This window comes from Streptomyces lydicus, from assembly GCF_004125265.1.
Taxonomy (GTDB): domain Bacteria; phylum Actinomycetota; class Actinomycetes; order Streptomycetales; family Streptomycetaceae; genus Streptomyces; species Streptomyces lydicus_C.
The window spans coordinates 2122633-2149520 of record NZ_RDTE01000003.1; the positions used below are offsets into that span (position 1 = coordinate 2122633).

At 71.1% G+C, this 26888-nt stretch carries 20 protein-coding genes and 3 pseudogenes; 10 read left to right on the forward strand and 13 right to left on the reverse strand.

Annotated elements, in window-relative coordinates:
- Positions 1 to 197: 197 nt before the first annotated feature.
- The 4 genes and pseudogenes from D9V36_RS11830 to D9V36_RS11840 form a co-directional block, all read right to left on the reverse strand.
- Positions 198 to 1511: a UDP-glucose dehydrogenase family protein gene (locus D9V36_RS11830; RefSeq protein WP_129293742.1), complete on the reverse strand. Its 1314-nt coding sequence runs from the start codon at positions 1509 to 1511 to the stop codon at positions 198 to 200.
- A gap of 80 nt (positions 1512 to 1591) precedes the next feature.
- A complete protein-coding gene (locus D9V36_RS11835; protein ID WP_241720841.1) occupies positions 1592 to 2980 on the reverse strand; it encodes a glycosyltransferase family 2 protein in 1389 nt (462 codons plus the stop codon).
- Positions 2977 to 3153 (reverse strand): hypothetical protein, encoded by a 177-nt coding sequence (locus D9V36_RS40895; protein ID WP_164992937.1) that lies wholly within the window; start codon positions 3151 to 3153, stop codon positions 2977 to 2979. Before D9V36_RS40895 ends, D9V36_RS11835 begins: the two co-directional genes overlap by 4 nt.
- A gap of 550 nt (positions 3154 to 3703) precedes the next feature.
- Positions 3704 to 4774 (reverse strand): annotated as a pseudogene (locus D9V36_RS11840) (serine hydrolase domain-containing protein).
- A 253-nt stretch (positions 4775 to 5027) separates the two neighbouring features.
- On the opposite strand from D9V36_RS11840, the gene D9V36_RS11845 reads away from it, so the two are divergent.
- The 3 genes from D9V36_RS11845 (at position 5028) to D9V36_RS11855 (ending at position 6915) form a co-directional block, all read left to right on the forward strand.
- Complete coding sequence (locus tag D9V36_RS11845) at positions 5028 to 5693, forward strand: sugar phosphate nucleotidyltransferase (protein WP_347239707.1); 666 nt, start codon at positions 5028 to 5030, stop codon at positions 5691 to 5693.
- Positions 5694 to 5715: 22 nt separating this feature from the next.
- Positions 5716 to 6669 carry a dTDP-glucose 4,6-dehydratase gene (gene rfbB / locus D9V36_RS11850; protein ID WP_129293744.1) on the forward strand — a complete coding sequence of 318 codons (954 nt, stop codon included), beginning with the start codon at positions 5716 to 5718 and terminating at the stop codon, positions 6667 to 6669.
- A 63-nt stretch (positions 6670 to 6732) separates the two neighbouring features.
- Entirely contained in the window at positions 6733 to 6915 is a 183-nt protein-coding gene (locus D9V36_RS11855; RefSeq protein WP_129293745.1) for a glycine zipper family protein, read from the forward strand.
- A gap of 132 nt (positions 6916 to 7047) precedes the next feature.
- On the opposite strand, the gene D9V36_RS11860 is transcribed toward D9V36_RS11855, so the two are convergent.
- Positions 7048 to 7848, reverse strand: coding sequence for a VOC family protein (locus D9V36_RS11860; RefSeq protein ID WP_129293746.1), 801 nt, complete (start codon positions 7846 to 7848; stop codon positions 7048 to 7050).
- A 190-nt stretch (positions 7849 to 8038) separates the two neighbouring features.
- Positions 8039 to 9172, reverse strand: coding sequence for an acyl-CoA dehydrogenase family protein (locus D9V36_RS11865; RefSeq protein WP_129293747.1), 1134 nt, complete (start codon positions 9170 to 9172; stop codon positions 8039 to 8041).
- Between the two features lie 239 nt (positions 9173 to 9411).
- Between D9V36_RS11865 and D9V36_RS11870 the strand changes: the two genes are divergently transcribed.
- Positions 9412 to 11013, forward strand: coding sequence for an AMP-binding protein (locus tag D9V36_RS11870; RefSeq protein ID WP_129293748.1), 1602 nt, complete (start codon positions 9412 to 9414; stop codon positions 11011 to 11013).
- Between the two features lie 9 nt (positions 11014 to 11022).
- Complete coding sequence (locus tag D9V36_RS11875; protein WP_129293749.1) at positions 11023 to 11892, forward strand: PaaX family transcriptional regulator; 870 nt, start codon at positions 11023 to 11025, stop codon at positions 11890 to 11892.
- Between the two features lie 25 nt (positions 11893 to 11917).
- Here D9V36_RS11875 and D9V36_RS11880 read toward each other — a convergent pair whose 3' ends face one another.
- Entirely contained in the window at positions 11918 to 12649 is a 732-nt protein-coding gene (locus D9V36_RS11880) for an HAD family hydrolase (protein ID WP_241720842.1), read from the reverse strand.
- Positions 12650 to 13132: 483 nt separating this feature from the next.
- On the opposite strand from D9V36_RS11880, the gene D9V36_RS11885 reads away from it, so the two are divergent.
- Entirely contained in the window at positions 13133 to 13768 is a 636-nt protein-coding gene (locus D9V36_RS11885) for a TetR/AcrR family transcriptional regulator (protein ID WP_129293751.1), read from the forward strand.
- Between the two features lie 76 nt (positions 13769 to 13844).
- On the opposite strand, the gene D9V36_RS11890 is transcribed toward D9V36_RS11885, so the two are convergent.
- The gene (locus D9V36_RS11890; RefSeq protein ID WP_129293752.1) at positions 13845 to 14873 is read right to left on the reverse strand and encodes an MDR family NADP-dependent oxidoreductase; all 1029 of its coding nucleotides are present in this window, start codon (positions 14871 to 14873) and stop codon (positions 13845 to 13847) included.
- Positions 14874 to 15077: 204 nt separating this feature from the next.
- Between D9V36_RS11890 and D9V36_RS11895 the strand changes: the two genes are divergently transcribed.
- The gene (locus tag D9V36_RS11895; protein ID WP_129293753.1) at positions 15078 to 15695 is read left to right on the forward strand and encodes a ScbR family autoregulator-binding transcription factor; all 618 of its coding nucleotides are present in this window, start codon (positions 15078 to 15080) and stop codon (positions 15693 to 15695) included.
- 136 nt (positions 15696 to 15831) lie between these two features.
- Positions 15832 to 16806, forward strand: a complete 975-nt coding sequence (locus D9V36_RS11900; protein ID WP_129293754.1) for a ScbA/BarX family gamma-butyrolactone biosynthesis protein — start codon at positions 15832 to 15834, stop codon at positions 16804 to 16806.
- Positions 16807 to 16848: 42 nt separating this feature from the next.
- Here the strand turns inward: D9V36_RS11900 and D9V36_RS11905 are convergent, their stop codons facing one another.
- Together D9V36_RS11905 and D9V36_RS11910 are read right to left on the reverse strand one after the other, a co-directional pair.
- Positions 16849 to 19182 carry a bifunctional salicylyl-CoA 5-hydroxylase/oxidoreductase gene (locus tag D9V36_RS11905; RefSeq protein ID WP_129298361.1) on the reverse strand — a complete coding sequence of 778 codons (2334 nt, stop codon included), beginning with the start codon at positions 19180 to 19182 and terminating at the stop codon, positions 16849 to 16851.
- Between the two features lie 2 nt (positions 19183 to 19184).
- Positions 19185 to 20012 carry an enoyl-CoA hydratase family protein gene (locus D9V36_RS11910; protein WP_129293755.1) on the reverse strand — a complete coding sequence of 276 codons (828 nt, stop codon included), beginning with the start codon at positions 20010 to 20012 and terminating at the stop codon, positions 19185 to 19187.
- A gap of 423 nt (positions 20013 to 20435) precedes the next feature.
- Here D9V36_RS11910 and D9V36_RS41970 point away from each other — a divergent pair.
- Both D9V36_RS41970 and D9V36_RS11920 read left to right on the forward strand, forming a co-directional pair.
- Positions 20436 to 20723, forward strand: a pseudogene (locus D9V36_RS41970) (ATP-binding protein); the annotation flags it as partial.
- A 342-nt stretch (positions 20724 to 21065) separates the two neighbouring features.
- A pseudogene (locus D9V36_RS11920) lies at positions 21066 to 21191 on the forward strand (ATP-binding protein); the annotation flags it as partial.
- 47 nt (positions 21192 to 21238) lie between these two features.
- On the opposite strand, the gene argF reads toward D9V36_RS11920, so the two are convergent.
- The 3 genes from argF to D9V36_RS11940 all read right to left on the reverse strand — a co-directional run bounded on the left by argF (position 21239) and on the right by D9V36_RS11940 (position 26525).
- On the reverse strand, positions 21239 to 22243 hold the full coding sequence (gene argF, locus D9V36_RS11925; RefSeq protein ID WP_129293757.1) for an ornithine carbamoyltransferase: 1005 nt from the start codon (positions 22241 to 22243) through the stop codon (positions 21239 to 21241).
- Positions 22244 to 22488: 245 nt separating this feature from the next.
- On the reverse strand, positions 22489 to 23730 hold the full coding sequence (locus D9V36_RS11930) for an arginine deiminase (RefSeq protein WP_164992938.1): 1242 nt from the start codon (positions 23728 to 23730) through the stop codon (positions 22489 to 22491).
- Between the two features lie 179 nt (positions 23731 to 23909).
- Positions 23910 to 26525, reverse strand: a complete 2616-nt coding sequence (locus tag D9V36_RS11940) for a polynucleotide kinase-phosphatase (RefSeq protein WP_241720843.1) — start codon at positions 26523 to 26525, stop codon at positions 23910 to 23912.
- Positions 26526 to 26888: the final 363 nt, after the last annotated feature.

Sequence of the window (26888 nt, forward strand, 5' to 3'; positions counted from 1 at the left end):
CCTTGACGTCGCGCCCACCTCGCTTGCGCCCGACTGTGCGCATCGCTTCGCCCAAGCAATCCGCGCACAGCGCGCCCCAGCAACGCAACGACCACGAAATCGGCCCCTGCCACAGCCGCGTCGGGCCGTCGCGCCGGTGTCGGGCTGGATAGCTCGGAGCGCGGCACCTCCGTTGCCGGTCCACAGCGATGAAGAACTCACTCGGCGTAAGGGAGGACCGTGGCACGGCCCACGCTCATGTAGGTGAAACCGGCAGAGGCCATCGCGTTGGAGTCGAGGACATTCCGGCCGTCGAAGAGAAGCCGACGGCGCATGGAGCGGCCCGCTGCCGACCAGTCGACGCTTTTGAGTTCCGGCCACTCCGTCACCACGATGGCGGCGTCCGCGTCGTGCATGGTCCCGGCAGGAGTGGAGTGGCGCACGGTCGCGTTCCACGGGGCGACGTCGGCCGGCCGGGCCATGGGGTCCCAGCAGTGCACCTCGGCGCTCTCCGCGAGCAGTCGGGCGGCGATGACCGCGCTGGGCGCTTCGCGGAGATCGTCGGTTCCCGCCTTGAAGGTCATGCCCAGGAGAGCGATGCGGCGTCCCTTGAGGCCGCCGAGTTCGGTCTTGAGACGCTGGATGGCGCGCCGGGGCTGGAGGTCGTTGACCTCGATGACGGAGTTGAGCAGTTGGAAGGGGTATCCGGAGTTGCTTGCCATGGCTCGCAGGGCGCGGGAGTCCTTGGGGAAGCAGCTGCCTCCGTACCCGAGGCCGGCCTTCAGGAAGTGTGGGCCCAGTCTGTGGTCCAGGCCGATGGCCGTGGCGACCTGTTCGACGTCGGCGCCCGTGGCCTCGCAGACGGTGGCGATTTCGTTGATGAAAGTGATCTTGGTGGCGAGCAAGGCGTTGGCGGCGAGCTTGACCATCTCCGCCGAGGCGACCGAGAGGGCCTGCACCGGCCCCTCGACGCCGTCGTGAAGGTCCGCGATCAACTGGGCGGTCGCCGTGTCGGAGGCTCCGATGACAATGCGGTCGGGGCGCAGGAAGTCCTCCACTGCCCTGCCTTCAGCCGTGAATTCGGGGTTCGCCGCGTAGCCGACCTGGGCGAGGCCGGCGTCGTCCAGGGCACAGCGGACCCGGTCGCCGGTGCCCACGGGCACGGTGCTTTTGATCACCACAGCGGTCAGGTGCGGGGCGTCTTTGAGCGTCTCGATGACTGCCCAGACGCGTGACAGGTCGGCGTCGCCGGATGCGGTGGGCGGTGTGTCCACACAGATGTAGGCGATCTCGGCGTCCTGGAGCGCTTCACGGGCGTCGAGCGTGAAGGTGAGACGCTCCTTGTTCGCCGCGATCAGCTCTCCGAGACCGGGCTCGTAGATCGGCACATCGCCCGAGTTCAGCAGTCTGATGCGCTCGGGCTGCACATCGCGTACCGCGACGCGGTGCCCCAGTTCCGCGAAGCAGGCCCCTGTGACGAGGCCGATGTACCCCGCACCGAAGACGGCGACGGATCGTGAGGTGCTTGCCATGGCACGGATCTCTCTCTGAGGAGTGAAGGCCGGCCGCCTCAGCGCATGGAGCGGCCGGTTCTGCGGTCGTTCAGGACAGGTCAGACGGCGACTGGGGCCGGTGGGGTGTCGAGGGCGACTTCGGCACCGTTTTGGCGGGTGTTCCAGCCGGTACGGGCACAGGTGAAGATGCCATACCAGCGCAGCCAGCGCAGAACGGTCCAGGCCATGACGATGGCCAGCGGCATCATCACCCAGGTGAGGGCGCGAGAGCGGATGCGTTCGTCGCTCCGGATGATGCTGAGGTATCGCAGACCGAGTGCCCAGCCCAGGAGGAAGGGGACCCAGACCATGGACAACGGCGGCAGGTTGTCGTAGGCGACGGGCTCGACGACCAGCAGCCACACCGTCACCACCTGTGTCATCACCATCTGGAACCACCTCATCAGGTGCAGCCAGAAGGCAGGGCGGACAGGTGAGAGATAACGCATCCGCCACACCGAGCGGATCGTCGAGCCCCGCATCCACCGCAGATACATGCGCGTGAAATGGCTCCACTTCTCCGGCATGGCGGTGAAGACGATCGCCGAGGGCTGCTGAACGGTCAGCCCACGTTCCTGGGCGTAGAGCGTCAGCAACGAGTCGTCGGAGAACATCACCGTGTTCCCCATGAAGGTTTCACCCAGATAGGAGCCGAGATTGTCGCGGACGACCTCTGCACGGTAGGCGGCCAGCGGACCTGAGTTGACCATGACGGCACCGACAGCCGACTGGCCCGAGCGGTCGACCAGCTGGCTGGTGACGAACCAGAGGTCGGTGATGCGTGCCAGCAGGTTGGCCCGGTTGTTGGTGGCGATGACGATGCCGGCGGCGGACTGGACCCGGGGCCGCGCGAAGGGCGCGAGGATCTCCTGGATGGCGTGCGGCGCCAGGCAGGAGTCGCTGTCCACGGTGACGTAGATCTGTGCCTCCGGGCTCATCCGGACGCCGTGCGCCTGTGCATGGCGCTTTCCCTGGTTGGGTACGCGCTGCCAGGTCGTACTGACTCCCCTTTCCGCAGCGGCTCGTTGCCACCATTCGCGCACCTCTGCGTACTCCGAGGTGGTGGATCCGTCGTCGACGACGTGCACGCTGTCCGGCAGACGGGTCTGCTGCAGAAACGACTCCAGCCCGAGCCGGAGGTAGCCGGGATCCTCGTTGTAGACCGGCATGAGGATGGCGACATGCAGAGCGTCCAGCTGGCGTGCGACGCGGTCCGTTACGCGCCGGGGGCGTTCGAGATGGTAGAGCAGAGTCTGGATCAGGAAGATCACGAAGAGGGTGAGCCACACATAGGAGAGGCGTCCGGTGACCTCCGCGTCCCATCGGGCCGCGGACAGCGCGTGCTGAGCGGTCCAGCCACTGGCCAGGATCAGCACGATGATGCCCATGAAGACGGTCGCGGACCGGTGCTGACGGGCGGTCAGCATCGGCGTCCGCTTGACGGTCACTGCTCACCCACCCCACGGCGAGTCCGGAACCCGAACCGGATCAACGCGAAGCCGGCCAGGACGGCGAAGGCACTCACACCCAGCAGCCACCAACCAGTACTGAACGTCATGGTCCCGATGGTGACCGTTCCGAATAGGCCCGTCTTGGCGAGCTGCCCGTAATCAGAAGGCATGCCGACTTCCCCCCACGAAAGATGATTTTCACACTTGCGGCGGCCATCCTAGGGATGCTTGAGCCTTCACATACCGGCGAACTGTTGTTCGCTGCATGCGACAACGATGTCCATTCGAGGGGAAGTTGATTACGGGATACACATCAACACTTCTCGACACCCACACGCACGGAAGGCTCCCTTCCGGTCCGCATGCAGGCCAGCGCCCCTGACGGACATGAGAGGGGCACGCCTGACCGGCAACACGCGCCCTTTGTGGCCCTGTTGATTCTTGCCGATTTCAGTCGCGAGTTGATATGTCCCAGATTGATAACGGGGAGAGCCGAGCAATCCCACACGTCCCATGTGCCACACACGGCGCAGGGCACCTTCTTCACCTCGGCCGCTGTGCCTACGAGTCAGCGTGGAGGGGACGGTCCGGGGTGTTCCAGCCAGCGCCCGGAGACGGAGGATGTTCTTCCGCGACGGCCGTCGCCGTGGCTGCCGTATATCTCTGGCTCCGCGCCCGGCTCACCGGGCGGCCAGGCGCGGTCTCCCGGAAGGCCGCGGTTCACCGGCACAAGGCGGTGTCCACGACGCGCTCGGCGCGCTTCATGGCTGCCTTGTCGGTCGGCTGGGCGGTTACCGCGATGTCGGCAGCGCGGCCGTCGTCGGTGGCGCCGCCCCGGGTCTCGTATCCCGGGAGGCTGCCGCCGTGGCCCCACTAGACACCGCCGCACGACAGGGGCCGGCTCACGATCCCCAGTCCGTAGCGGGCGCCGGGGCCGAGGTACGCGGCGGGGACGGTGGTGCGCATCTGGGCGAGCTGGGCCGCCGGGAGGAGGCGGCCGGCCAGGAGCGCGGTGAAGAACCGGTTGAGGTCGGAGTTGGTGGAGATCATCTGACCTGCCGCCCAGCCCCACGAGGGGTCCATGTCCGTGACGTCGCGCAGCGGCGCGCCGGCGAAATCCCTTGGGTAGCCGTGGGGATGGGGTTCTTTGAGGGTCCTGTCACCGGGGGCGGGGAAAGAGGTGTGGCGCAGCCCGATGCGCTGGATGATGCGCCGGTCCAGCTCCTCGGAGAGGGGCCGGCCGGTGACCTTCTGGATGATCAGGCCTGCCAGCACGTAGTTCGTGTTGCTGTACTCCCACTTCGTCCCGGGTTCGAAGTCGGCCTTGTGCCGGAGAGCGATGTCGAGGAGGTCGCGGGGCTCGAAGTACCGGGCGTCGTCGCCGAGGTAGGAGGTGTAGTTGGGGAGTCCGCTGGTGTGCTGCAGGAGCTGACGGACGGTGAGGTGACGTCCGTCGATGCCGTCTCCGCGTACGAGGCCCGGCAGATAGGTGTCGACCGTGGCGTCGAGGCCGATCTTCCCTTCGCTGACCAGTTGCAGCACGACCACCGCGGTGAACACCTTGGTGTTGCTGCCGATCCGCACCTGACCGTCCTCGGGCACCTTCGAGCCGGTGGCCAGGTCGCCCACCCCCGCGGTGTAGGTACGGGTGCGGCCCTCGCGGTCCTTGACGCTCGCCAGCGCGGCGGGCAGGCCGTCGGTGTGCACCAGTGTGCTCAAGCCCTGCTGGACGGTGTCCGGCCGCACCCTGGCGGCAGCGGACGCCACGGGCGGCGCCAAGGCACCCGTCATCAGGATGCCGACGGCCGCCGCGGCCACGGCTGGCACGGCTCCACGCCGGCCACCGCCCCTCGGCCGCCTGGAAGAACGAGACTTCTGCCATGCCTGCTCACGCACGGGTCAACTCCTACGGATGTGCGGGGAAACCAGCGGTTTTGCGCTGGGCCCAGCATGCCCGGATGCCGCTGCCCGGGACGATCCCGCTGTCCCCGGGCTCCGGGTAGGGCTCTCCCCCTCCGTACGGGTGCGTTCAGCCGGTGGCCGGGTGTCCGACCCCACGGCGTTCGGGGTGGCCGAACTCGCCCGCGACGGCCGGGTGATCCGCCTGGAGGAGAAACCGGAGGTCCCCAGGCGTGACCTCGCGGTCATCGGGGTCTATCTGTTCACCAGCGCGGTGCACACCGCGGTTGCCGCCATCGAGCCCTCCTCGCGGGGCGAGTTGGAGATCACCGATGCCGTCCAGTGGCTGATCGACGCGGGAAACCATGTACGCGCCGACACCATCGACGGCTACTGGAAGGACACCGGCAACGCAGCCGACATGCTGGATGTCAACCACCGTGTGCTGGCGGACATCGAACCCGCTGTCCTCGGAACGGTCGACGACACCAGTGTCGTGCTGGGCCGGGTACGGATCGAACCGGGCGCCAGGATCATCCGCTCCCGCATCGTGGGCCCGGCCGTCATCGGAGCCGGCACCACGGTGGTGGACGCCTGCGTCGGCCCTTCCACCTCCGCCTCCGAGGGCTGCGTCATCAGCGGGAGTGACGTGGAGTTCTCCATCATCCTCAAGGACGCGCACATCGCCGGCGCCGGCCGCATCGTGGGCTCGCTCATCGGCCGTTCGGTCCACATCACCGGCGCGGCCGGCACCCCGCCCGCGCATCGCTTCGTCCTGGGCGATCACAGCCGCATCCAGCTCGCTTCCTGAAAGAAAGTCCACCGCATTCGTCATGAAGACCCTCGTCACCGGCGGAGCCGGCTTCATCGGTTCCCACTTCGTCCGCTCTCTTCTGGCCGACAGCGCGGAGCAGCAAAAGGTCACCGTTCTGGACGCCCTGGCCTACGCGGGCAACCTCACCAATCTCGAACCGGTCCGGGACGATCCGCGACTGGAGTTCGTCAAGGGCGACATTCTCGACGGCGAGCAGGTTGCCGAGCTGATGGCCGAGCACGACGCGGTGGTCAACCTCGCCGCCGAATCCCATGTCGACCGGTCCATCGCCCATGGCGGCACGTTCGTCTCCACCAACGTGCTCGGCACCCAGACACTGCTGGAAGCCGCCGTTCGCGTGGGCAGGACCACCGTCGTCCATGTCTCCACCGACGAGGTGTACGGATCGATACCGGAGGGGACCTGGACCGAACGGGCCCCCCTCGCACCGAACTCCCCCTATGCGGCGGCGAAGGCGGGCTCCGACCTCCTGGCCCTCGCCTACCACCGCACCCACGGCCTCGACGTACGCATCACCCGCTGCTCCAACAACTACGGGCCCTACCAGTTCCCCGAGAAGATCATTCCACTGTTCGTCACCCGTCTCCTGGAAGGGCGCCGGGTGCCGCTCTACGGAGACGGCAGCCAGGTGCGTGACTGGCTGCACGTGAAGGACCACTGCCGCGCCATCCGGCTGGTTCTGGAAGGCGGCCGGGCCGGGGAGGTCTACAACGTCGGCGGCGGCACGGAGCTCACCAACAGACAGCTCACCGGCCGGCTCCTCGCCGCATGCGACGCGGACTGGGACAGCGTCGACCATGTGGCGGACCGCAAGGGCCACGATCTGCGCTACTCGGTCGACTGGTCGAAGATCCGCACCGAGTTGGGGTACGAGCCGCGTCACGCGTTCGACGAGGGACTGGCGGAAACGGTGGCCTGGTACCGGGAGAACCGTGAGTGGTGGCGCCGTTGACCGGTCCGGTCCGCGGCGGCCATCGGGTGATCATGGTCCGTCCGCTTGCCGCACAATGGTCGCATGACAAACAACGAGGAACAGCGCACTCCGTCTCCCGACACGGTGCTCGCTCTCAGCATCTCCTTCGGTCTGCTGGCCGGAGTCGGACTCGGACTGCTGGTCTTTGACAACCTCGGCCTCGGTATCGGCGTGGGTGTCGCGTTGGGCGTGGCGGTCGGTGTGGCGCGTCGGCTCCGGCGCTGAGGGGGCGCGCATGGCTGCCCCTTGAGCGGTTGGCATCGGACCCGGCGCCCGCGCCCCGGCGGTATCCGGGCGGCGCGGCGGAGGGCGTCGCCCGGGGCGGCCGGCGGTCGTGAAATCGAGGGCGGCGCGCGGTCACAGGGCTCCCTCGGGGGTGAGCACCACGAACTCCGCTCCCGAGGAGTCGTCGCAGACGGCGAGCCGGCCGACGCCCGCGGCGGTTTCCGGGCCCATGGACAGCGTGCCGCCGTTGCCCGTCACCAGGCCGACGGTGGCGTCGCAGTCCTCGGAGCCGAACACCGGGTGCCAGTACGGCTTTCCGCCGGGTCCGAGCAGATCGGCGGGGACGCCCATGAGGCCGCCGTGCGTCCGGTCCTCGCCGCATCCCGCGGGGGTGAGCAGGGTGTAGATGCCGCCACCGCCGGGGAGCGGTATGTCCCGGGTGCGCCAGCCGAAGACCGTCGAGTAGAAGGTCTGCGCGGCGGCCGGGTCGGTGGTGTACAGCTCCGTCCAGCACAGACTCCCGGCACCGTCCGCGGCGCCGATGCCCTGGTAGCGCACCGGCTGCCAGACGGCGAACTCCGCGCCCTGCGGGTCGGCGAGCCGGGCGAACCTGCCGTCGTCCACACCGACCAGGGCGGGCGCCGAGCGGACCGAGCCGCCGGCCTGCTCCACCGCTTTGGCCGTGGCCTGTGCGTCGGGGGTGTGGAAGTAGAGCGTCCAGGCAGAGCGGGCCCCCTGCCCGGGGAGCGGGCCGACCGCGCCGACAGCCGTGCCGTCGAGCCGGAAGAGCGTATATCCGCCCGCGTCCTGATCACCGTAGGGTTCGGACCGCCAGCCGAACACGGCCCGGTAGAAGGCCGTTGCGACCTCGACATCGGGGGCGCCGAGATCGAGCCAGCACGGGGAGCCGGGGACGAAGTCAGTAGTGATCATGACGATTCCCTTCGCGGATCCTCTGAATTCAGCCTGCCATCCGGCACTGACAACCGCCCGTCGGCCGGGCTCCGGCGTCCGCCCGTACGGGTAGGCGTACACAGCGGGCGTCGACGGGGCACCGCACCCTGCGGCCAGGTCCGGAAGGTCCACTGCCGAGACGGGCAACGTCCCCGCTCCGCAAGGGAGTTCAGGGACGGTGCCGGTACAGCTCCTTGGCGATGATCGAGCGCTGCACCTCCGTGGCGCCCTCGTAGATGCGGGGTGCACGGACCTCGCGGTAGAGGTGTTCCAGCAGGTGGCCGCGGCGCAGCGCGCGGGCACCGTGGATCTGGACGGCGGCGTCGACGACGTACTGGGCGGTCTCGGTCGCCAGCAGCTTCGCCATGGCCGAGCGGCGGGCGATGTCCGGGGCCCCGGTGTCGTACGCGGAGGCGGCCGCGTACACCAGGAGGCGGGCGGACTCGACCCGGGTGGCCATCTCGGCGAGCTGGTGGCCGACCGACTGCAGGTCCCTGAGCGGGCCGCCGAACGCGGTGCGCGCGCCCGCGTGCGCCAGCGCCGCGTCCAGCGCGGCCTGCGCCATGCCGACCGCGAAGGCGCCGACGCTCGGCCGGAAGAGGTTCAGGGTGGCCATCGCGACGGCGAAGCCGCCGTCCACCTCACCCAGGACATCCGCCCTGGTCACGGGCGTGCCGTCGAACTGGAGCGTGCCGATCGGGTGCGGGCTGAGCATGTCCAGGTGCGCGCCGGTCAGGCCCGGCCGGCCGGCGGGCACCAGGAAAGCCGTGACACCACGCGCGCCCGCCCCGCCTCCGGTACGGGCGAAGACGGTGGCGAAGTCGGCCTCGGGGGCATTGGAGATCCAGCACTTCTCGCCGGTGAGCCGCCAGCCGTCCGGGCCGTCCGGCTCGGCGGCCAGGGACAGCGCGGCGGCGTCCGAGCCCGCGCCCGGCTCGCTCAGCGCGAAGGCGGCGACCGCGCGGCCGGCGGCCACCTCGGGCAGCCAGCGGGCACGCTGGGCGGCGGTTCCGGACTGCACCACCGGATAGGCGCCCAGGCCCTGCAGCGCCAGCGCGGTCTCCGCCTCCGTGCACTCCTGGGCGAGGGATTCCCGCAGCAGACATAGATCCAGGGCGCGCAGCGCGCCGTCGGAGGGGAACAGGCGGCGCAGCAGGCCCAGTTCGCCGAGGGCGGCGACCAGCGGGCGGTTGACCCGGCCCTCCTCGCCCTTCTCCGCCAGCGGGCTCAGCCGTTCGGCGGTCAGCGCGCGCAGTTCGGCGCACCATTCCTGCTCTTCCGGTCCCAGCGCGAATACGGTCACGAGGCGGCTCCCTGGTAGCGGTCCTCTATCGCGGTCTGTTGACTGCCGTCACGAACACGTTACGCTGACGACGGATCCGAACGGCAGTACCCGACCCGTGGAACGAGCAGGCAACCGCGCCGCCCCGACCGGTTACCGCATCGTCCCGCACCCTCGCCCCGCCGTCTCCCGGCCGCTCGTCGGCCCCCTTCTCGCGAGTCCGCCATGATCCGTAAGACACGCCCTGGGGGGCATACGCCATGGAGCTACGGTCCTCGGCCCACACCGACACCTTCGCGCGCGACCGGCTGCCGCCCCACGACCAGTGGCCGCACCTCACCGACCTGGGCTACCCCGACCGGCTGAACTGCGGCGCCGAGCTGCTGGACGGCACCATCGCGCGGCTCGGCGCCGACCGGCCCGCGGTCCGTGACGCGAGCGGCCCGGTCTGGACGTACGGGCAGCTGCGGGCGCAGGTCGACGCGATCGCCCATGCGCTCACCGGCCCGCTGGGGGTGCTGCCGGGAAACCGCGTCCTGCTGCGCGGGCCCACCACGCCCTGGCTGGCGGCCTGCTGGCTCGCCGTGATGAAGGCGGGCGCGATCGCGGTGACCGTGCTGGCCGCGCAGCGCCCGAAGGAGCTGGCCACGATCGCGGGGATCGCGCAGGTACGCCATGCGCTGTGCGACGTCCGCTCGGTCGACGACCTGGCCGGGGCCGGGATCCCGGGGCTGCGGATCACCACGTTCGGCGGGGACGGGCCGGGCGATCTGCGGCAGCTGGCCCGGCCCGGCGGCGCGCCGTACCGGGCCGTGGCGACCTCCGCCGACGATGTCGCGCTGATCGCCTTCACCTCGGGCACCACCGGTCGCCCCAAGGGCTGTATGCACTTCCACCGCGATGTGCTCGCCATCGCGGACACCTTCTCTGCGCAGGTGCTGCGCCCGGAACCGGGCGACGTGTTCGCCGGCAGTCCGCCGCTCGGCTTCACCTTCGGCCTCGGCGGGCTGGTGATCTTCCCGCTGCGGGCCGGTGCCTCGGCCTTTCTCGCCGACTGGGGCGGGCCCGAGCGCCTGCTCGGCGACATCGCGGCGCACCGGATCTCGGTGCTGTTCACCGCGCCGACCGCCTACCGCGCCATGCTGCCCAAGCTCGCCGGGCACGACGTCTCCTCGCTGCGCCGGTGCGTATCGGCCGGCGAGAACCTGCCCGCCGCGACCTGGCAGGCCTGGCACGAGGCGACCGGTCTGCGGATCATCAACGGCATCGGCGCCACGGAGCTGCTGCACATCTTCCTCTCGGCTGCCGACGGCGCCGCCCGCCCGGGGACGACGGGGGTGCCGGTCCCCGGCTTCCGGGCGCGGGTGGTCGGCGCGGACGGCACACCGCTGCCGGACGGCGAACCGGGACTGCTCGCCGTACAGGGGCCCACCGGCTGCCGCTATCTCGCGGACCCCCGGCAGACCGACTACGTACGGAACGGCTGGAACCTCACCGGCGACACCTACGTCCGCGAACCGGACGGCTACTTCCGCTATGTGGCCCGCGCGGACGACATGATCATTTCGGCCGGCTACAACATCGCGGGCCCCGAGGTGGAGGACGCGCTGCTGCGGCACCCCGATGTGACCGAGGCGGCGGTGGTGGGACGGGCCGACGAGGACCGCGGGCAGGTGGTCGTCGCCCATGTCGTGCTGCGGCCCGGCGTCTGCCCGGGAGAGGACACCGTTGCCGCGCTCCGCGCCTTCACCAAGACCCGGATCGCGCCCTACAAATGCCCCCGCGAGATCGTCTTCCACACCTCGCTGCCGCGCACCCCGACCGGCAAGCTCCAGCGCTTCCGGCTGCGGGACCCGATCTAGAGTGACCCGGTGAACGACCAGCAAACACAGCGCACCCCACGGTCCCTGATCGTCACGTTCTACGGCGCCTACGGACGCGGCGGGGCCGGATCCGCGGGCGGAACCGGATCCACGGGCGGGGCCGACGCTCCGGTGCCGGTCGCCGCCCTGATCAGGCTCCTCGGTGCGCTCGGAGTGGATCCGCCGTCGGTGCGCTCCGCGGTCTCCCGGCTCAAGCGGCGCGGGCTGCTGGTCCCCGCGCGTACGGCCACCGGCGCGGCCGCGTACGGGCTGTCCGAAGCGGCCCGCCAGCTGCTGGAGGACGGCGACCGGCGGATCTTCGCGCGCCCGGCCGCCCGGCTGTCCGACGGCTGGGTACTGGCCGTCTTCTCCGTCCCCGAGGAGGAGCGCCACAAGCGGCATCTGCTGCGCTCCCGGCTGTCGCGGCTCGGTTTCGGCACCGCGGCACCGGGTGTGTGGATCGCCCCCGCACACCTCTGCGAGGAGACCCGGCACACCCTGGAGCGGCTGCAACTGTCCCCGTACGTCGACCTGTTCACCGGCGAGCACGCCGGTTTCGCCCCCACGGCGGACGCGGTGGCCCGCTGGTGGGACCTGGACGCCCTCGCCGCGCGCCACCGCGCCTTCCTCGACGAGCAGGAACCCGTCCTGCGGCGGTGGTCGCGGCGCCGCTCGGTGCCCCCCGAAGCGGCCTACCGCGACTATCTGCTGGCGCTGGACGCCTGGCGTCAGCTGCCCTACGCGGACCCCGGACTGCCCTCTCCCCTCCTGCCGGAGGACTGGCCGGGGGGCCGCGCGGCGGAGGTGTTCAGCCGGCTGCACGCCACACTGCATACCGCCGGGGCCCGCTACGCGCACGAGGTGACGAGCGGGCCGTAGCGTCCTCGCTCCGTCACCCGCCGTCTCAGCGACGGCGCGGCTGGGCCCCCACCCCGACGCCCGGCCGTGGCCGGGCCGCAGCGATCACCGAGACCACATCCTTGAACGAGCCGCACATCCGGGTGCCGGCGACCGCGGCGAGCTCACCGAACGTACCGACCCCGTAGGTCACCGCGACCGGCTCCATCCGCGCGGTGACCGCCATCCTCATGTCCCCCACGGTGTCCCCCACATACGCGCTCTGCCAGGCCGCGACGCCGAGCCGGCCCGCCGCCCGAAGCACCATCTCCGGGTGCGGCTTGCCGCGCCGGACCATGTCCTGGCCGATGACCGGGCCGACCAGGTCCCTGATGCCCATGACATCGAGCAGCGCCTCGGCGCTGCGGGTGGTCTTGGACGTGGCGACGGCCAGCTCGACACCATGGGCACGCAGCGCGGACAGCCCCGCGGTCACCCCGGGGAAGAGCAGCTGCGGTCCCTGGCACAGGACTTCATAGGCGAACAGTTCGCGGTAGCGGGAGATGGCCGCCTGCACCCGGCCGTCGTCCTCGGGCTTGCCCAGCAGCCGGCCGAAGGCGGGGCCGGGCGGTTTGCCGATGGCGGAGGCCGCCTGCCGGGCGGTCACCGAACACCCCTGCTCCGAGGCCACCTTGACCAGCAGCTTGCTGATCGGGGGCAGGGTGTTGGCGAGGGTGCCGTCCAGGTCGAAGACGGCGGCCCTGATCGTCTCGCCGCCGGCGCCCCGTGCACCTCTCACGGGACGTTCGACTTCCGTTGCTACGCGCATGGCTGGAGACCTTTCCGGATTCCGATGGGGGGTGCAGGGGGTCGGGTGACGTTGCTGGCTCGGCTGGTGGGGCGGCCTGCGGTCGAGGACCGGTGAAGGCAGAGGCGGTCTCGCCATGACGCACCGCCGTCCAACGGCGGTACGCGACCGTCAAGGCGGCTGCAACGGAAGGGACCTTCCCGATTACCGCCTTTGGAGATTTAAAAACCGCCTGCGCTGTTTGTCAATGGACCGCGACGACCCCTGACGGGTCGACAACACCCGGGCCGGGGGCCAAACTGGGGGGCGTAGCGCCGGAAAGGCCGCCGGGGCTCCGACTGATCCGCCGACCGCTGACTTCACGTCAGGGCCCGCCAGTTCTGGCCATTCACCCGGAGCATACAGAACCGCATGGTTGGTTTTCTATGTAGACTGCATTGAGCTCGCAGCCGTACTAGAGACGGGACGGACACCGTGCCCACCCAGCATCGCGCCATCCAGAGCCGCCAGGCACTCATCCGCTCGGCCGCAGAGACCTTCCTGGAGAAGGGGGTACCCGCCGCGGGCATGGTCGAGATCAGCCGGCGGGCCCGGCTGAGCAAAGGTGCGCTCTACTTCCACTTCACTTCCAAGGACGACCTCACGCTCGCGGTGCGGGACGCGGCGCTGGCGACCCTCCAGGAGATCGAGGACGTCTTCACCCGCTCCCCGCAGCCACTGGCCGTCGCCGTGAGGGACTTCACCGTCGAGCTGTTCGGGCGGGTGGAGTCGGACGCCGTGCTCCGCGCCGGGCTGCGGTTGCGCCCGGAGACCGCGCCGGGGCTCGGCATCTACGCCCTGGAGCAGCGCTGGTACGCGCTCTTCCTCGACAAGGCGGTGACCTGCGGGACCGGCGGGCCGGTCGGACCGCATGCGTCGGACACCGAACCGCGGCGCACGGCACAGCTGTTGACCTCGCTCGTGGTGGGTCTGCTCCACCTGGGCAGCGAGGACCGGACGTGGTGGGAGCGCGAGGCCGTGGTCGGCCTGTGGGCGCTGCTGCCGGCCGCGCCCGGACAGGTTTCCGCCGCCGGCCTCCCGGCGCCGACGCAGATCAGCGCGGCCGGCTGATCCGGACCGGCCGCGCTGATCCGGACCGACCGCCGTCCCGCGTCCGCCGTCCGGCCCCGGCCCTCGCGCCCCGGTCTCACAACTCGACCAGCACGGCCCCGATATGACACCCCTGGGTGAGTTCGCACAGCGCCCGCGGCGCCTGCTCGATCCCCTTCAGAAGGGCATGCGGGAAGACCAGGGAGCCCTCCCGCAGGCCCTGGCCGAACTCCTTGGTCCACTCCTGCGGCAGCTCCGGGTGCGCGTGCAGGCCGAAGCCGCGCAGGAGCACCCGCCGCGTGATGATCAGCGACGCGTCCAGCTCCACCGGGGCGACGGCGCCCATGCCCCCGTCCAGCTGGCCGGAGAGCGCACCGACCAGCGCGAACCGCGCATCGGGGCGCGCCATGGCAAGCGCCGCCGTGAGCTGTTCGCCGCCCACGGTGTCCAGCAGCACATCGATGCCGCCCGGCGCCGCCCGGCGCAGCTGGCGTTCGATCGGCGCGGCGCCGCGCACGATCGTGTCGTCGTACCCCAGCTCGGCACGCAGCCGGGCCGCCTTGCGCTCCGAGCCGGTGCTGCCGACGACCCGGCCGGCGCCCAGCCGCCGCGCCAGCTGCCCGGCCAGACTGCCCACACCGCCCGCCGCCCCGGTGACGAAGACGGTGTCCCCCGGCCGCACCTCGGCGGCACGGCGCAGCGCGCCCCAGGCCGTCGCCCCCTGCGAGAGGTGCGCGGCCAACGTCGGCAGCTCGTCCGCCGCCAGCCGCCGCACGCGCGACTCCTCGACGGCCGCGAACTCGCGCCAGCCGCAGGGGTGGTGGACGAGTTCGCCGGGCGTGAAGCCGCCGTCGGGAGCCGCCACCACCTCACCGACCGCGGACCCCCACAGCGCCTCACCCGGCACAAATGAGGCCATCGGCAGCCGCATTCCGGCCATCTGCGTCCGCATCGCCGCGGTCACCGCCATCAGACGGTTACGCACCAGCACCTGCCCCGGCGCAGGCTGTGGCACCAGGACCTCGGCGACGACGAAGTGACCTGTGGTCAGTTCACCGTCGGGCCTTTCGGCGAGCCGGATCTCGCGATGCATGGTGGGTATGGCGGGGACGACGGTGGGGGGCATCGGACAGCTCCTCGCGCTCGTAGTACTCGACGGCATCGCAGCGGTGCGCGGCGCCGGATCGCACCCTTCGGACTTCCCGCTCGTTCCACGCAATTCAATACCGCATGGTTGGCTTCTTTATGATGCGGAAATAGACTGCGCGGCCACGGGCAGCGGGTCGCACTCAGGCACAACAACTCCAAGAGAGCATACGGAGGATGATCGGTGGTCAAGCAGGAACGCGCAGTGCGCACCCGGCGTGCCGTCCTCGAAGCAGCGGCTCATGTGATCGGCAGCCGCGGATACCAGGCCGCCACGATGGCCGAGATCATCCAGCGCGCCGGGGTCACCAAGGGAGCGGTGTACTTCCACTTCACGTCCAAGGACGCGCTGGCCCGCGCGGTGATAACGGAGCAAACCGATCCGTTCCTTCCACAAGTCAGCGAGTCCCGGCTGCAGGACGCCATCGACTTCACCCATCAGGTGGCGCTGGCCCTGCGCAGTGACCCGTTGCTGCAGGCCGGCACCCGGATCGCGGTGGAGACGACGTTCAGCGAGGACCCGCTGGTGCCGTACCAGGCCTGGATCGACATCATCACGACGATGTTCACCGAGGCCCGCGACAACGGCGAACTGCTGGTAGGCGTGGCGCCGGACCGGGCGGCCGAGTTCTTCGTCTCCGCGTACATGGGAGTGCAGTTGTTCTCCCGGGCCGCGACCAACCGGGCCGATCTCCCGGAGCGCGTCACGGCCCTGTGGAAGCACACCCTGCCGGGTCTGGCGTCGCCGGGCGCGCTGGGCCACCTGGACCCGCACGGCCGCAGCGTGAAGATCCCGGCCTGAGAGCCTGCCGCCCCGCGGAACAGGGCTCGCTCAGGGGCAATGAACAAACCGCTTGGTCCGTATCTTATGGTCGGGCTGTCATCACCGAGGCTCGGCCCGTAAGGGCGTCGAGAGCCACACACGGAAAGGAAGACCCATGACCGGCGCCACGCTCACGCCGTACTCACGCGATCAGCGCCACGACCTCGGAGGCCGGTTCGCCGACGGCATCCCACCGTCGGAGCTCACCATGACCGTGCCACGCGAGTACGTCCACCGTGCCGCCTTATCCGAGGTCTTCCTGACCAACTGGCGGCGCGACGACGACGGCTGGGAGGTCAGCGCCCAGTGGCCGCGCGCCCACACCTTCTACGGTCCGGTCCGCGGGCTGCACGACCCGGTGCTGCTGATAGAGACCGTCCGGCAGGCCGGGATACTGCTGAGTCATGTCGGGTACCAGGTGCCGCTGGACCACCCGATCATCTGGCAGCGGGTCCGCTATGACCTCGCGCCTCAGGCGCTGCGCACCGCGGACCGTCCGGCCGAGGTCACCCTGCACGTCACCGACCACGACATGGTCCTCCGCGGCAACCGGCTGGTCAGCGCCCACCAGGAGTTCCGGATCGTGTGCGACGGCGCCGACCTGGCCTCCGCGACACTCATCTACTCCTGTCACAGCCCGGCCGTCTACCGCCGGCTGCGCGGCGAGTACAGCGATCTGGCCCTCGCCAACTCCCGGAAGGTGCCGCTGCCGGGGGCCGTCGCCCCGCAGCTGGTCGCCAGGGAACACGACCGCGATGTGGTGCTCTCCCCCACCGACCGCCCCGACCGCTGGCAACTGCGGGTGGACACCTCGCACCCGGTGCTCTTCGACCATCCCGTGGACCATGTGCCCGGCATGCTGATCGTCGAGGCCGCCCGCCAGGCCGCGCAGGCGGCAACGCCCGGCTTCACCGTGCCCGCCTCGATCGACTGTGCCTTCGAGCGCTACGCCGAACTCGATGCGCCGACCTGGGTGGAGGCACGCACCACGGGCCACACCGACGACGACCACCGGCAGGTCGAGGTCACCGTCGAACAGCACGGCAAGCCGGTGGTCTCGGCGCAGATCGCCTGCGTACCGACGCCCTGACCGGCCCCGGAACGGCCCCGCCCCGCTGCCGGCGCCTCCCCGTCACCGCAGCGTGAGGCGGGGCTTCGGCGCATCGGTACGTCCGGTGGGCGGGGTGCGGCTGCCTGCCTGATAGGGCAGCGGCCAGACGGCGCCCGGCCCCGCGTACCCCTGCTCCGCGGCGGCGTGCAGCGTCCAGTGCGGGTCGTACAGATGCGGCCGGGCCAGTGCGCACAGGTCCGCGCGCCCCGCCAGCACCAGGGAGTTGACGTCGTCCCAGGAGGAGAGGGCGCCGACCGCGATGACCGGCACGCCGAGGGTGTTGCGGATGCGGTCGGCGAACGGGGTCTGGTACGAGCGGCCGAAGTCGGGGCGTTCGTCGGGGACGACCTGTCCGGTGGACACATCGATGGCATCGGCGCCGTGCTCGGCGAAGGCCCGCGCGATCGCCACCGCGTCATCCGCGGTGGTGCCGCCGTCCGCCCAGTCCGTCGCGGAGATACGGACCGTCATCGGGCGGCCGGCCGGCCAGACGGCGCGCACCGCGTCGAAGACCTCCAGCGGGAAACGCAGCCGGCCGGCGAGATCGCCGCCATAGGCGTCGGTGCGGTGGTTGGTGAGCGGGGAGAGGAAGCCGGAGAGCAGGTAGCCGTGGGCACAGTGGAGTTCGAGAAGGTCGAAGCCCGCCCGGACGGCCGACTCCGCCGAGCGGACGAACTGCGCGCGGACGGTCTCCAGTTCGGCGCCGGTCAGCGCATGCGGGACCTGGTTGACGCCGGCGCGGTAGGGGAGCGCGGAGGGGGCCACGAGCGGCCAGTTGCCGTCCTGGAGCGGCTGGTCGATGCCCTCCCACATCAGCCGGGTCGAGCCCTTGCGGCCGGAGTGGCCGAGCTGGACGCCGATGGCGGTACCGGGCGCGGAGGTGTGCACGAAGTCGGTGACCCGGCGCCAGGCCGTCTCGTGTTCCGGCGCGTACAGCCCCGTGCAGCCCGGTGTGATCCGGCCCTCGGGGCTGACGCACACCATCTCCGTCATCACCAGCCCGGCGCCGCCCAGCGCGCGGGCTCCGAGGTGGACGAGGTGGAAGTCACCGGGGGTGCCGTCGCCGTCCGCGGCGGAGTACATGTCCATCGGGGAGACCACGACGCGGTTGCGCAGGGTCAGCTCCCCCAGCCGGAACGGCGTGAACATCGGCGGCGTGCCGGACGGGGTGCCCGCCTCGTGCTCGACGGCGGCGACGAAGCCGGGGTCGCGCAGCCGCAGGTTGTCGTGGGTGACGCGGCGGCTGCGGGTGAGGAGGTTGAAGGCGAACTGGTGGGGCGGCTGGCCGAGGTAGGTGGCCAGCTCCTCGAACCAGGCGAGGCTGGCGCGGGCGGCGCGCTGGGTGGAGGCGACGACCGGGCGGCGCTCCTCCTCGTAGGCGGCCAGGGCACGGGCGGTGTCGGGCTGCTCCTGGAGGCAGGCCGCCAGCGCGAGGGCGTCCTCGACGGCGAGCTTGGTGCCGGAGCCGATGGAGAAGTGCGCGGTGTGCGCGGCGTCGCCGAGCAGCACCGTGTTGCCGTACGACCAGCGGTCGTTGACGACCGTGCGGAAGGCGATCCAGCTGGAGTTGTTGGAGCGCAGCGACCGGCCGCGCAGCGCGTCGGTGAAGACCTTGGCGCACCACTCCGCCGACTCGCGCTCGTCACAGCGGTCGAGTCCGGCCGCCCGCCAGACCTCCTCGCGCATCTCGACGATCACCGTGCTCGCCCCGAGGGTGCCTTCCGCCGTCCCGGAGGGCGGCGCCCCGGGGGGCCGCGGGGCGGGCGAGGGGCCGGCGAAGGGGTAGGCGTGGAGCTGTACGACGCCGTGTTCGGTCTCGGCGATCTCGAAGCGGAAGGCGTCGAAGGCGAAGTCGGCGGCGAGCCAGATGTAGCGGCAGCGGTGGGTGGTCAGCTGGGGGCGGAAGGCGTCGGCATGGGCGGTGCGGGTCGCGCTGTGCACCCCGTCCGCGGCAATCACCAGGTCGTGCGTCCGGGCCAGCTCGGCGGCGGGCGGGGCCTCGCTGCGGAAGCGCAGCTCGACGCCGAGGTCGCGGCAGCGCCGGTGGAGCACGGCCAGCAGCCGGCGCCGCCCCAGCGCGGCGAAACCGTGCCCGCCGGAGGTCAGGGTGCGGCCGCGGTGCACGATGTCGATGTCGTCCCAGCGGACGAACTCCGCCTGGAGGGCGCGGTAGACCTCCGGGTCGGCGTGCTCGATACCGCCCAGGGTCTCGTCGGAGAGCACCACGCCGAAGCCGAAGGTGTCGTCGGGCGCGTTGCGCTCCCAGACGGTGATCTCGCGGGTGGGGTCGAGGCGCTTGAGGAGGACCGCGGCGTACAGCCCGCCCGGTCCCCCGCCGATGACGGCGACCCGCATGGCTATTTCCCCTGCCACTTGGGGGTCCGCTTCTCGGTGAAAGCGGCGTGGAATTCCGTGTAGTCGGCGCTGTTCATCAGCAGCGCCTGGGTGGCGGCGTCCATCTCGACGGCGGCGGCCAGCGGCATGTCGAGTTCCGCGGTGAGCAGCGCCTTGGTCTGGGCGTGTGCCAGCGCGGGTCCCTCGGCGAGCCGTCGGGCGAGCGCCGCGGCCGCCTCGTCGGCCCGGCCCTCGTCGGCCAGCTCACTGATCAGGCCGAGCCGTTCGGCCTCCGGGGCCCGGACGGCGTCGCCGAGCATCAGCAGGCGGGTGGCGTGGCCGAGGCCGATCACCCGGGGGAGCAGATAGGCCGCGCCCATGTCACCGCCGGAGAGGCCGACCTTGGTGAAGAGGAAGGCGAAACGGGCGGACGGGTCGGCGACACGGAAGTCCGCGGCCAGCGCGAGCACCGCGCCCGCACCGGCCGCGACCCCGTGCACCGCCGCGATCACCGGGAAGGGGCACTCCCGCACCGCCCGTACGACCTGACCGGTCATCCGGTTGAAGTCCAGGAGCTGGGCGGTGTCCATGCCCAGGGTGGCGCCGATGATCTCCTCGACATCGCCGCCGGAGCAGAAGCCGCGCCCCTCCCCCGCGAGCACCAGGGCGCGTACGGAACGCTCCCTGGACAGCTCGGCGAGCAGATCACGGAGGTCGGCGTAGGCCTCGAAGGTGAGCGCATTGAGCTTGTCCGGGCGCGCCAGCGTGACGGTGGCGATTCCGTCCTTCCTGGTCACGCGGATGTGCTGCCAGGCGTCTGTACTGCGGGCTGATCCTGCGAACGGGCTCATCGGGCTGCCTGCCCCCTTTGGCCGACCGGCCGGGTGGATGGTGTTCCGGATGCCTTGTCGAAGTTATCACCGGTTGGTGACTGTCGTCACGAGGGCGCGATAGCGGCGCGGCTGGGGACGTCGTCGTGTCCTTGCCTCATGGCGTCATGGCCTCATGGAGTCACGGGGTCACGGCTTCCTCCCGCCACGGCGCCATCGCGTTCCGGCTTCGTCGCGTCATGGCGTCACGGCGTCATCGCGGTGATGGCGTCATCGCGTCACGGCGTCGCCACCGGTCGAAGGTCCCGGTCTCCGTATGACTTAGGTCGTGCCCTTCCTGGTCGCTCGCCCCTGCTCCGACCACCCGCGCGCTTCCTACCGTGGACGGGTCCCATCAGGCCTCAGGTATCCGGCCCGGCCTTTTGCGAACGGAACGGACAGCACATGCTGGAACCGCCCGCGCCCTCGATCTGGCGCATCACGCTGCCGCGCGGCGCGACGGCCGTCCCCATCGCCCGCGCGATGGTCAGGACCGCCCTGCAGGACCTCCGGGCCACGGCCGACCGCACCACCGCACAGCTGCTGACCGCCGAACTCGTCGCCAATGCCCTGAAGCACACCTGCGATACGGACCCCATCGAGCTGGTGGTGGAGCTGCGGCCGGCCGGCTGCCGGATCGAGGTGCACGACGGCGATCCCGTCCTCGTCCGGGGCCTCGGCGGCCCGCTACCCCTGCCGGGTCTGGACGTTCCGGTCACGGTGGGGACGCCGGCCGGCTCCGCAGCGTTCTGCGCGGCGGACGGGGCGGGGGAGGCAGACAGGGCGGGCGGGGCGGACGGTCCTCATGGGGCGGACGGTCCTCGCACGGCGGACGGCTCTCGCGGGGCGGACGGCTCTCGCGGGGCGGACGGCCCCCACACGGCGGACGGTCGCCCCACCGGTGAGGACCACTTCCCGATCCAGCGCATGGAGCGTGGCGGGCAGATGGCAAGTGCGGAGGTGGGCGCGAAGGCGGGCGGGCGTGCAGGTGCGGGCGCGGATGCCGATACCGATACCGATACCGATACCGGCGACCGTGACCGCGGCCGTGGACTGCTGCTGATCCGGTTCCTCAGCTCCGCCTCCGGCTGCCGCCCCACCCCCCGCGGCAAGGCCGTCTGGTTCACCCTGCCGGAGCTGAAGCGCTCATGCCGCCACTGACACCATGGCCGGCGTCGGCCCCGCCCGGTGGCCCGCCCGGCCCGGCCCTACCGGCCGAGCGTCGCGACCAGCACCGCCTTGATCGTGTGCATCCGGTTCTCCGCCTCGTCGAAGACGACGGAGTGCTCGGACTCGAAGACCTCGTCGGTGACCTCCAGCGACGACAGCCCGTGCCGGGCGTGGATCTCCCGGCCGAGCGCGGTCCCGAGGTCGTGGTACGCGGGCAGACAGTGCAGGAACTTCACCTCCGGCTTGCCGGTCGCGCGCAGCACCTCCATCGTGACCGCGTACGGGGCGAGCAGCGCGATCCGCTCGTCCCACACCTCCTTCGGCTCCCCCATGGAGACCCAGACATCGGTCGTCACGAAGTCCGCGCCGCGCACGCCCTCGGCAACGTCCTCGGTGAGCGTGAGGCGGGCGCCGCTGCTCTCGGCGAGCACCTGCGCACTGGCGACCACCGTCTCGTCGGGCCAGAGCTGCCGGGGCGCGACGATCCGTACATCCATGCCGAGCAGGGCCCCGGTGACGAGGTAGGAGTTGCCCATGTTGTTGCGGGCGTCGCCGAGGTAGGCGAAGGCGGTCTCGGCCAGGGGACGGCCCCCGCCGTGCTCGACCATGGTCAGCACATCGGCGAGCATCTGGGTCGGGTGCCAGTCGTCGGTCAGTCCGTTGAAGACCGGCACCCCGGCGTGGGCCGCCAGCTCCTCGACGTCGGACTGGCGGCTCCCGCGGAATTCGATACCGTCGAACATCCGGCCGAGGACCCGGGCGGTGTCCTTCACCGATTCCTTGTGCCCGATCTGCGAGCCGGACGGGTCCAGGTAGGTGGTCGAGGCGCCCTGGTCCGCGGCCGCGACCTCGAAGGCGCAGCGGGTCCGGGTGGAGGTCTTCTCGAAGATCAGGGCGATGTTCCGGCCCTGGAGACGAGGGACCTCAGTCCCGGCGCGCTTGGCCGCTTTCAGCTCGGCCGCCAGGTCGATCAGTCGGCCGAATTCCTCGGCACTGAAGTCCAGCTCCTTGAGAAAGTGGCGGCCGGTGAGGTCTATCGCCATGGGTGGGCTCCTGGTGTGCGGCAGTGGGAACAACGGACTCAGACTCTGGAATTATATACGCACTTCCGCATCCCTATACGGAGCCATCGGTCCGGTACGACCGACGGCTCTCCCACGGACCAGGGCCACGCCCCACGGAAGGGCGCCCATGGAAGGACATCCACGGAAGGGACATCCATGGCAGGGATACCGGGTCACACTCCCCGGACGGCTCCGGGGTCACACCTTGCCGAACGGATCCGGGTTCACGCCCAGGCTGCCCCCGGCACCGCGTCCCTCGCCACCGGACAGCTCATACAGCGCGGCCCTCCGCGTCCGCGCCCCAGCTCGCTCCCCGGAATCGTGATCACCTCGATGCCGCGCTTGCGGAGAAAGGTGTTCGTGGTGACATTGCGCTCGTACGCCACCACCACGCCCGGCTCCACCGCCAGCACATTGCAGCCGTCGTCCCACTGCTCTCGCTCCGCCGAGTGCACATCCTGGGTCGCGGTCAGCACCCGGATGTCGGACAGGCCCAGCGCGGCCGCTATGGCGCGGTGCATATGCTCCGGCGGATGATCGGTGACCTTGAGGTCCTGGTCGCCCGAGCCCGGTTCGATGGTGTACGAGCGGAGCATCCCCAGCCCCTCGTACTGGGTGAAGGTATCCCCGTCGATCATGGTCATGACGGTGTCGAGATGCATGAAGGCCCGGCGCTTGGGCATGTCGAGCGCCACGATCGTGCGCGCCGAACCCGCCGCGAACAGTCCCCGCGCCAGCAACTCCACGGCCTGCGGAGTGGTGCGTTCACTCATGCCGATCAGCACCGCGCCACTGCCCATCACCAGGACGTCGCCGCCCTCGATGGTCGAGGGGAAGTCCGCCTGCCCCTCCGACCAGACATGGAAATCCTGGTCACGGAAGAGCGGGTGGTGGCGGTAGATCGCCTCGTAGTGCACGGTCTCGCGCTGCCGGGCCGGCCAGCGCATCGAGTTGATCGAGACCCCGTCGTAGATCCAGGCCGAGGTGTCGCGGGTGAAGAGGTGGTTGGGCAGCGGACCCAGCAGGAAGTCGTCGAGATCCATCACATGGAAGCGCACCGAGGTCGGCTCGGCATGCCGTTCCAGGAACTCACGCTTGGTCATGCCGCCGACCAGCGCTTCCACCAGCTCCGGCACCGGCAGCTCCTCGAAGGCCGCCCGCAGGTGGTCGGTGGCCAGCGGCCCGTACTCCTTCTCGTCGAAGACCCGGTCGAGGACCAGCTTCCGCGCCGCGGGGATCTGCAGGCTCTCGGCGAGCAGGTCCCCGAAGAGGTGCACCTCCACCCCCCGGTCGCGCAGCACATCCGCGAACCCGTCGTGCTCGGCCCGCGCCCGGCGCACCCACAGCACGTCGTCGAAGAGCAAGGCGTCCTTGTTGGAGGGCGTGAGCCGCTTCAGCTCCAGATCGGGGCGGTGCAGGATGACCCGGCGCAGCCGCCCGGCCTCGGAGTCGACTTGGAATCCCATCCACCCATCTTGGCCGCTCGGACGGCCCGGCGGAGGGAGTCGGCGGATGTCGGTCGCCCGGGGCATGCGGCGGCGGGCGGCGCGGGGGGCCGGGGGCGCTGCCGAGGCGCTACCGGTGGCGCCCCTCCCTCGCGGCCCGTACGCCGCTTCGGCCCGCCCGCAGCCGCGGGTCCACCGGCCTACAACCGCGGGTCCACCGGCTCCGACTCCAGCGCGAGCACCGCGAAGACCGCCTCGTGCACCCGCCACAGCGGTTCGCCGTCCGCCAGCCGGTCGAGCGCCTCCAGGCCCAGTGCGTACTCGCGCAGGGCCAGCGAACGCTTGTGGCCCAGATGACGGACGCGCAGGCGCGCGAGGTTCTCCGGGCGGGTGTACTCCGGCCCGTAGATGATCCGCAGGTATTCGCGGCCACGGCACTTGACGCCCGGCTGGACGAGCCGTCCGTCGCCCTGCCGTATCAGCGCCTGAACCGGCTTGACCACCATGCCCTCGCCGCCGTCGGCGGTCAGCCGCAGCCACCAGGCGGTACCGGCCGCGACCGACGTCTCGTCCTCGGTGTCGACGATGATCCGCCGGGTCGCGGCGAGCAGGCCCGGCCGCTGCGGGGTGCCGTCGGCCGCCGCACCCTCCTCCCTGGCCGTCACCACGGCCTCCGCCGCGATGATCCGGTCGATCAGCGCCAGCTGGTCGGTGTGCGGCAGCCCGGCGAGGCTGCGGCCCCGCACCGCGAGTATCTGGAACGGCGCGAGCCGGATACCGTCCGGCACACCGGTCCGCCCAGCGTGCGGTGCCTCGTCCGCATCCGGGGCCGAGGCCTGGACGGACGCCGCGTCGCCCGCGTCCGGGGCCGGAGCGCGCACGGTGCCCGGCGCCTGGGCGACATCCGCGTCCGGCACACCTGCGGCGTCTGCATCCGGCAGACCGGCAGCATCCTTGTCCGGCACACCTGCGGCCTGTGCCGGCTCCGCACCCACCCGCCAGCAGTAGCGCCGGTAGGCCTGGGTGAAGGCGGCGGCGTCCACGGCCCGGTCCCGCTGCCGGGCGAGCAGCGCGGACACCTCGACCCCGCGGGCGGCCGCCGACTCCAGCGCGCCGAGCACGCCGGGGAACGCCGCTCGGGACGCCGCGCCCACGGCCGCGTACTGCTTGCGCAGCAGACCGGTCGCCTTCAGCGACCACGGCATCAATTCGGCGTCCAGCAGCAGCCAGTCGGTCTCCAGCTCCGCCCACAGACCGGCCTCTTCGACACAGTCCCGGATCCGCCGCAGGATGCGTCCGGTCGTCTCCGGGTCGTCGAAGAACGGCCGGCCGGTGCGGGTGTACAGGGCGCCCGGCACCCCCTTCGACAGCCCGGTGGGGGTGCCTCCGCTGCCGTCGGGTCCGTGCGGGAACGCCTCGGCCACCGTCTCGTCACGGCACACCAGGACCACGGCACGGGAGCCCATGTGCTTCTCCTCGCACACCACTTCCCGCACCCCGTCCGCGCGGTACCCGGCGAACGCCTCCGCGGGGTGCTCCAGGTAGCCGTCCTCAGCCGAGGTCGCACACGGCGCCATGGTCGGCGGGAGGTACGGCAGCAGGCGCGGGTCGATCGCGAAGCGACTCATCACCTCCAGGGCGGCCGCGGCGTTCTCCTCCCTGACCGCGAGCCGGCCCATGTAACGGGTCTCCACGATCCGCCGCCCCGCCACATCGTTCAGGTCGAGCGGACGGCCGTCCGCCCCGCCCGGCGCCTCGGTGGCGAGCGGTTTCGTGGGCTCGTACCAGACCCGCTCCGCTGGGACGTCCACCAGCTCGCGCTCCGGCCAGCGCAGCGCGGTCATCGCACCGCCGAAGACACAGCCGGTGTCCAGGCAGAGGGTGTTGTTGAGCCAGTTGGCGCGCGGGGTGGGGGTGTGGCCGTAGACGACGGCGGCACGGCCGCGGTAGTCCTCGGCCCACGGGTAGCGCACCGGCAGGCCGAACTCATCGGTCTCGCCGGTGGTGTCGCCGTACAGCGCGAAGGAGCGCACCCGGCCGGACGTCCGGCCGTGGTACTTCTCCGGCAGCCCGGCGTGGCAGACCACGAGTCTGCCGCCGTCCAGGACGTAGTGGCTGACCAGACCGCGGATGAACTCCCCGACCTCGGTGCGGAAGGCGGGGTCCTCCTTCTCCAGCTGCTCGATGGTCTCGGCGAGCCCATGGGTGGGCCGGACCTTGCGGCCCTTGAGGTGGCGGCCGAGCTTGTTCTCGTGGTTGCCCGGCACACACAGCGCATGCCCGGCTCCCACCATGCCCATCACCAGACGCAGCACTCCGGGGCTGTCCGGCCCACGGTCCACGAGGTCGCCGACGAAGACCGCGGTACGGCCCTCGGGGTGTGCGGCGTCCACGGCCCGGCCGTGTCCGTCGCGCACCAGCGCATAGCCCAGCCTGCCGAGCAGGGTCTCCAGCTCGGAACGGCAGCCGTGGATGTCGCCGATGATGTCGAACGGGCCGGTGAGGTGCCGCAGGTCGTTGAACCGCCGCTCCGTGACGACCTCGGCCGACTCCACCTCCTGCGGCCCCCGGAGGACGTGCACTTTGCGGAAGCCCTCGCGCTCCAGATGCCGCAGCGAACGGCGGAGTTCACGCTGGTGGCGCTGGATGACCCGGCGGGGCAGCCCGGCCCGGTCGCTGCGCGCGGCGTTGCGTGCGGCGCAGACCTGCTCGGGCACGTCCAGGACGATCGCCACCGGCAGTACGTCATGCTCCCGGGCCAGCCGCACCAGCTGGGCGCGCGCTTCGGACTGCACATTCGTCGCGTTCCCTGTCAAGTTCTAATGTTCACGTCGAGCGAATCCCGGCGGGGCCGTGAACGCGGTTGGCTCACGGCAGTAGAGGCGGTCGCTGACGGCCCTTCATCCGGACGCGGCGTTTCGGCAATCAGTTTGGATGGCTGTGCCTAAAGTGCTCCGCAGTGAACGCGCGCTGGCCGGCCGCGGTCCCCATCATGGGCCGATGGGGCGCCGGTGGAGTAGGGACCTGCGTCGGTGCGGCGTGTCGCGGTTTCCCACGAAATCCGGTGGAGTCTCAGCGGCCGGAAGTGGTTGGGTCCTGCTCAATGCTTCGCTGATACGGCCCGGCACAGTGCGAGGCGCAAGGTCCGAATCGCAGGCGCGGTCTAGCCCGCGTGTCGT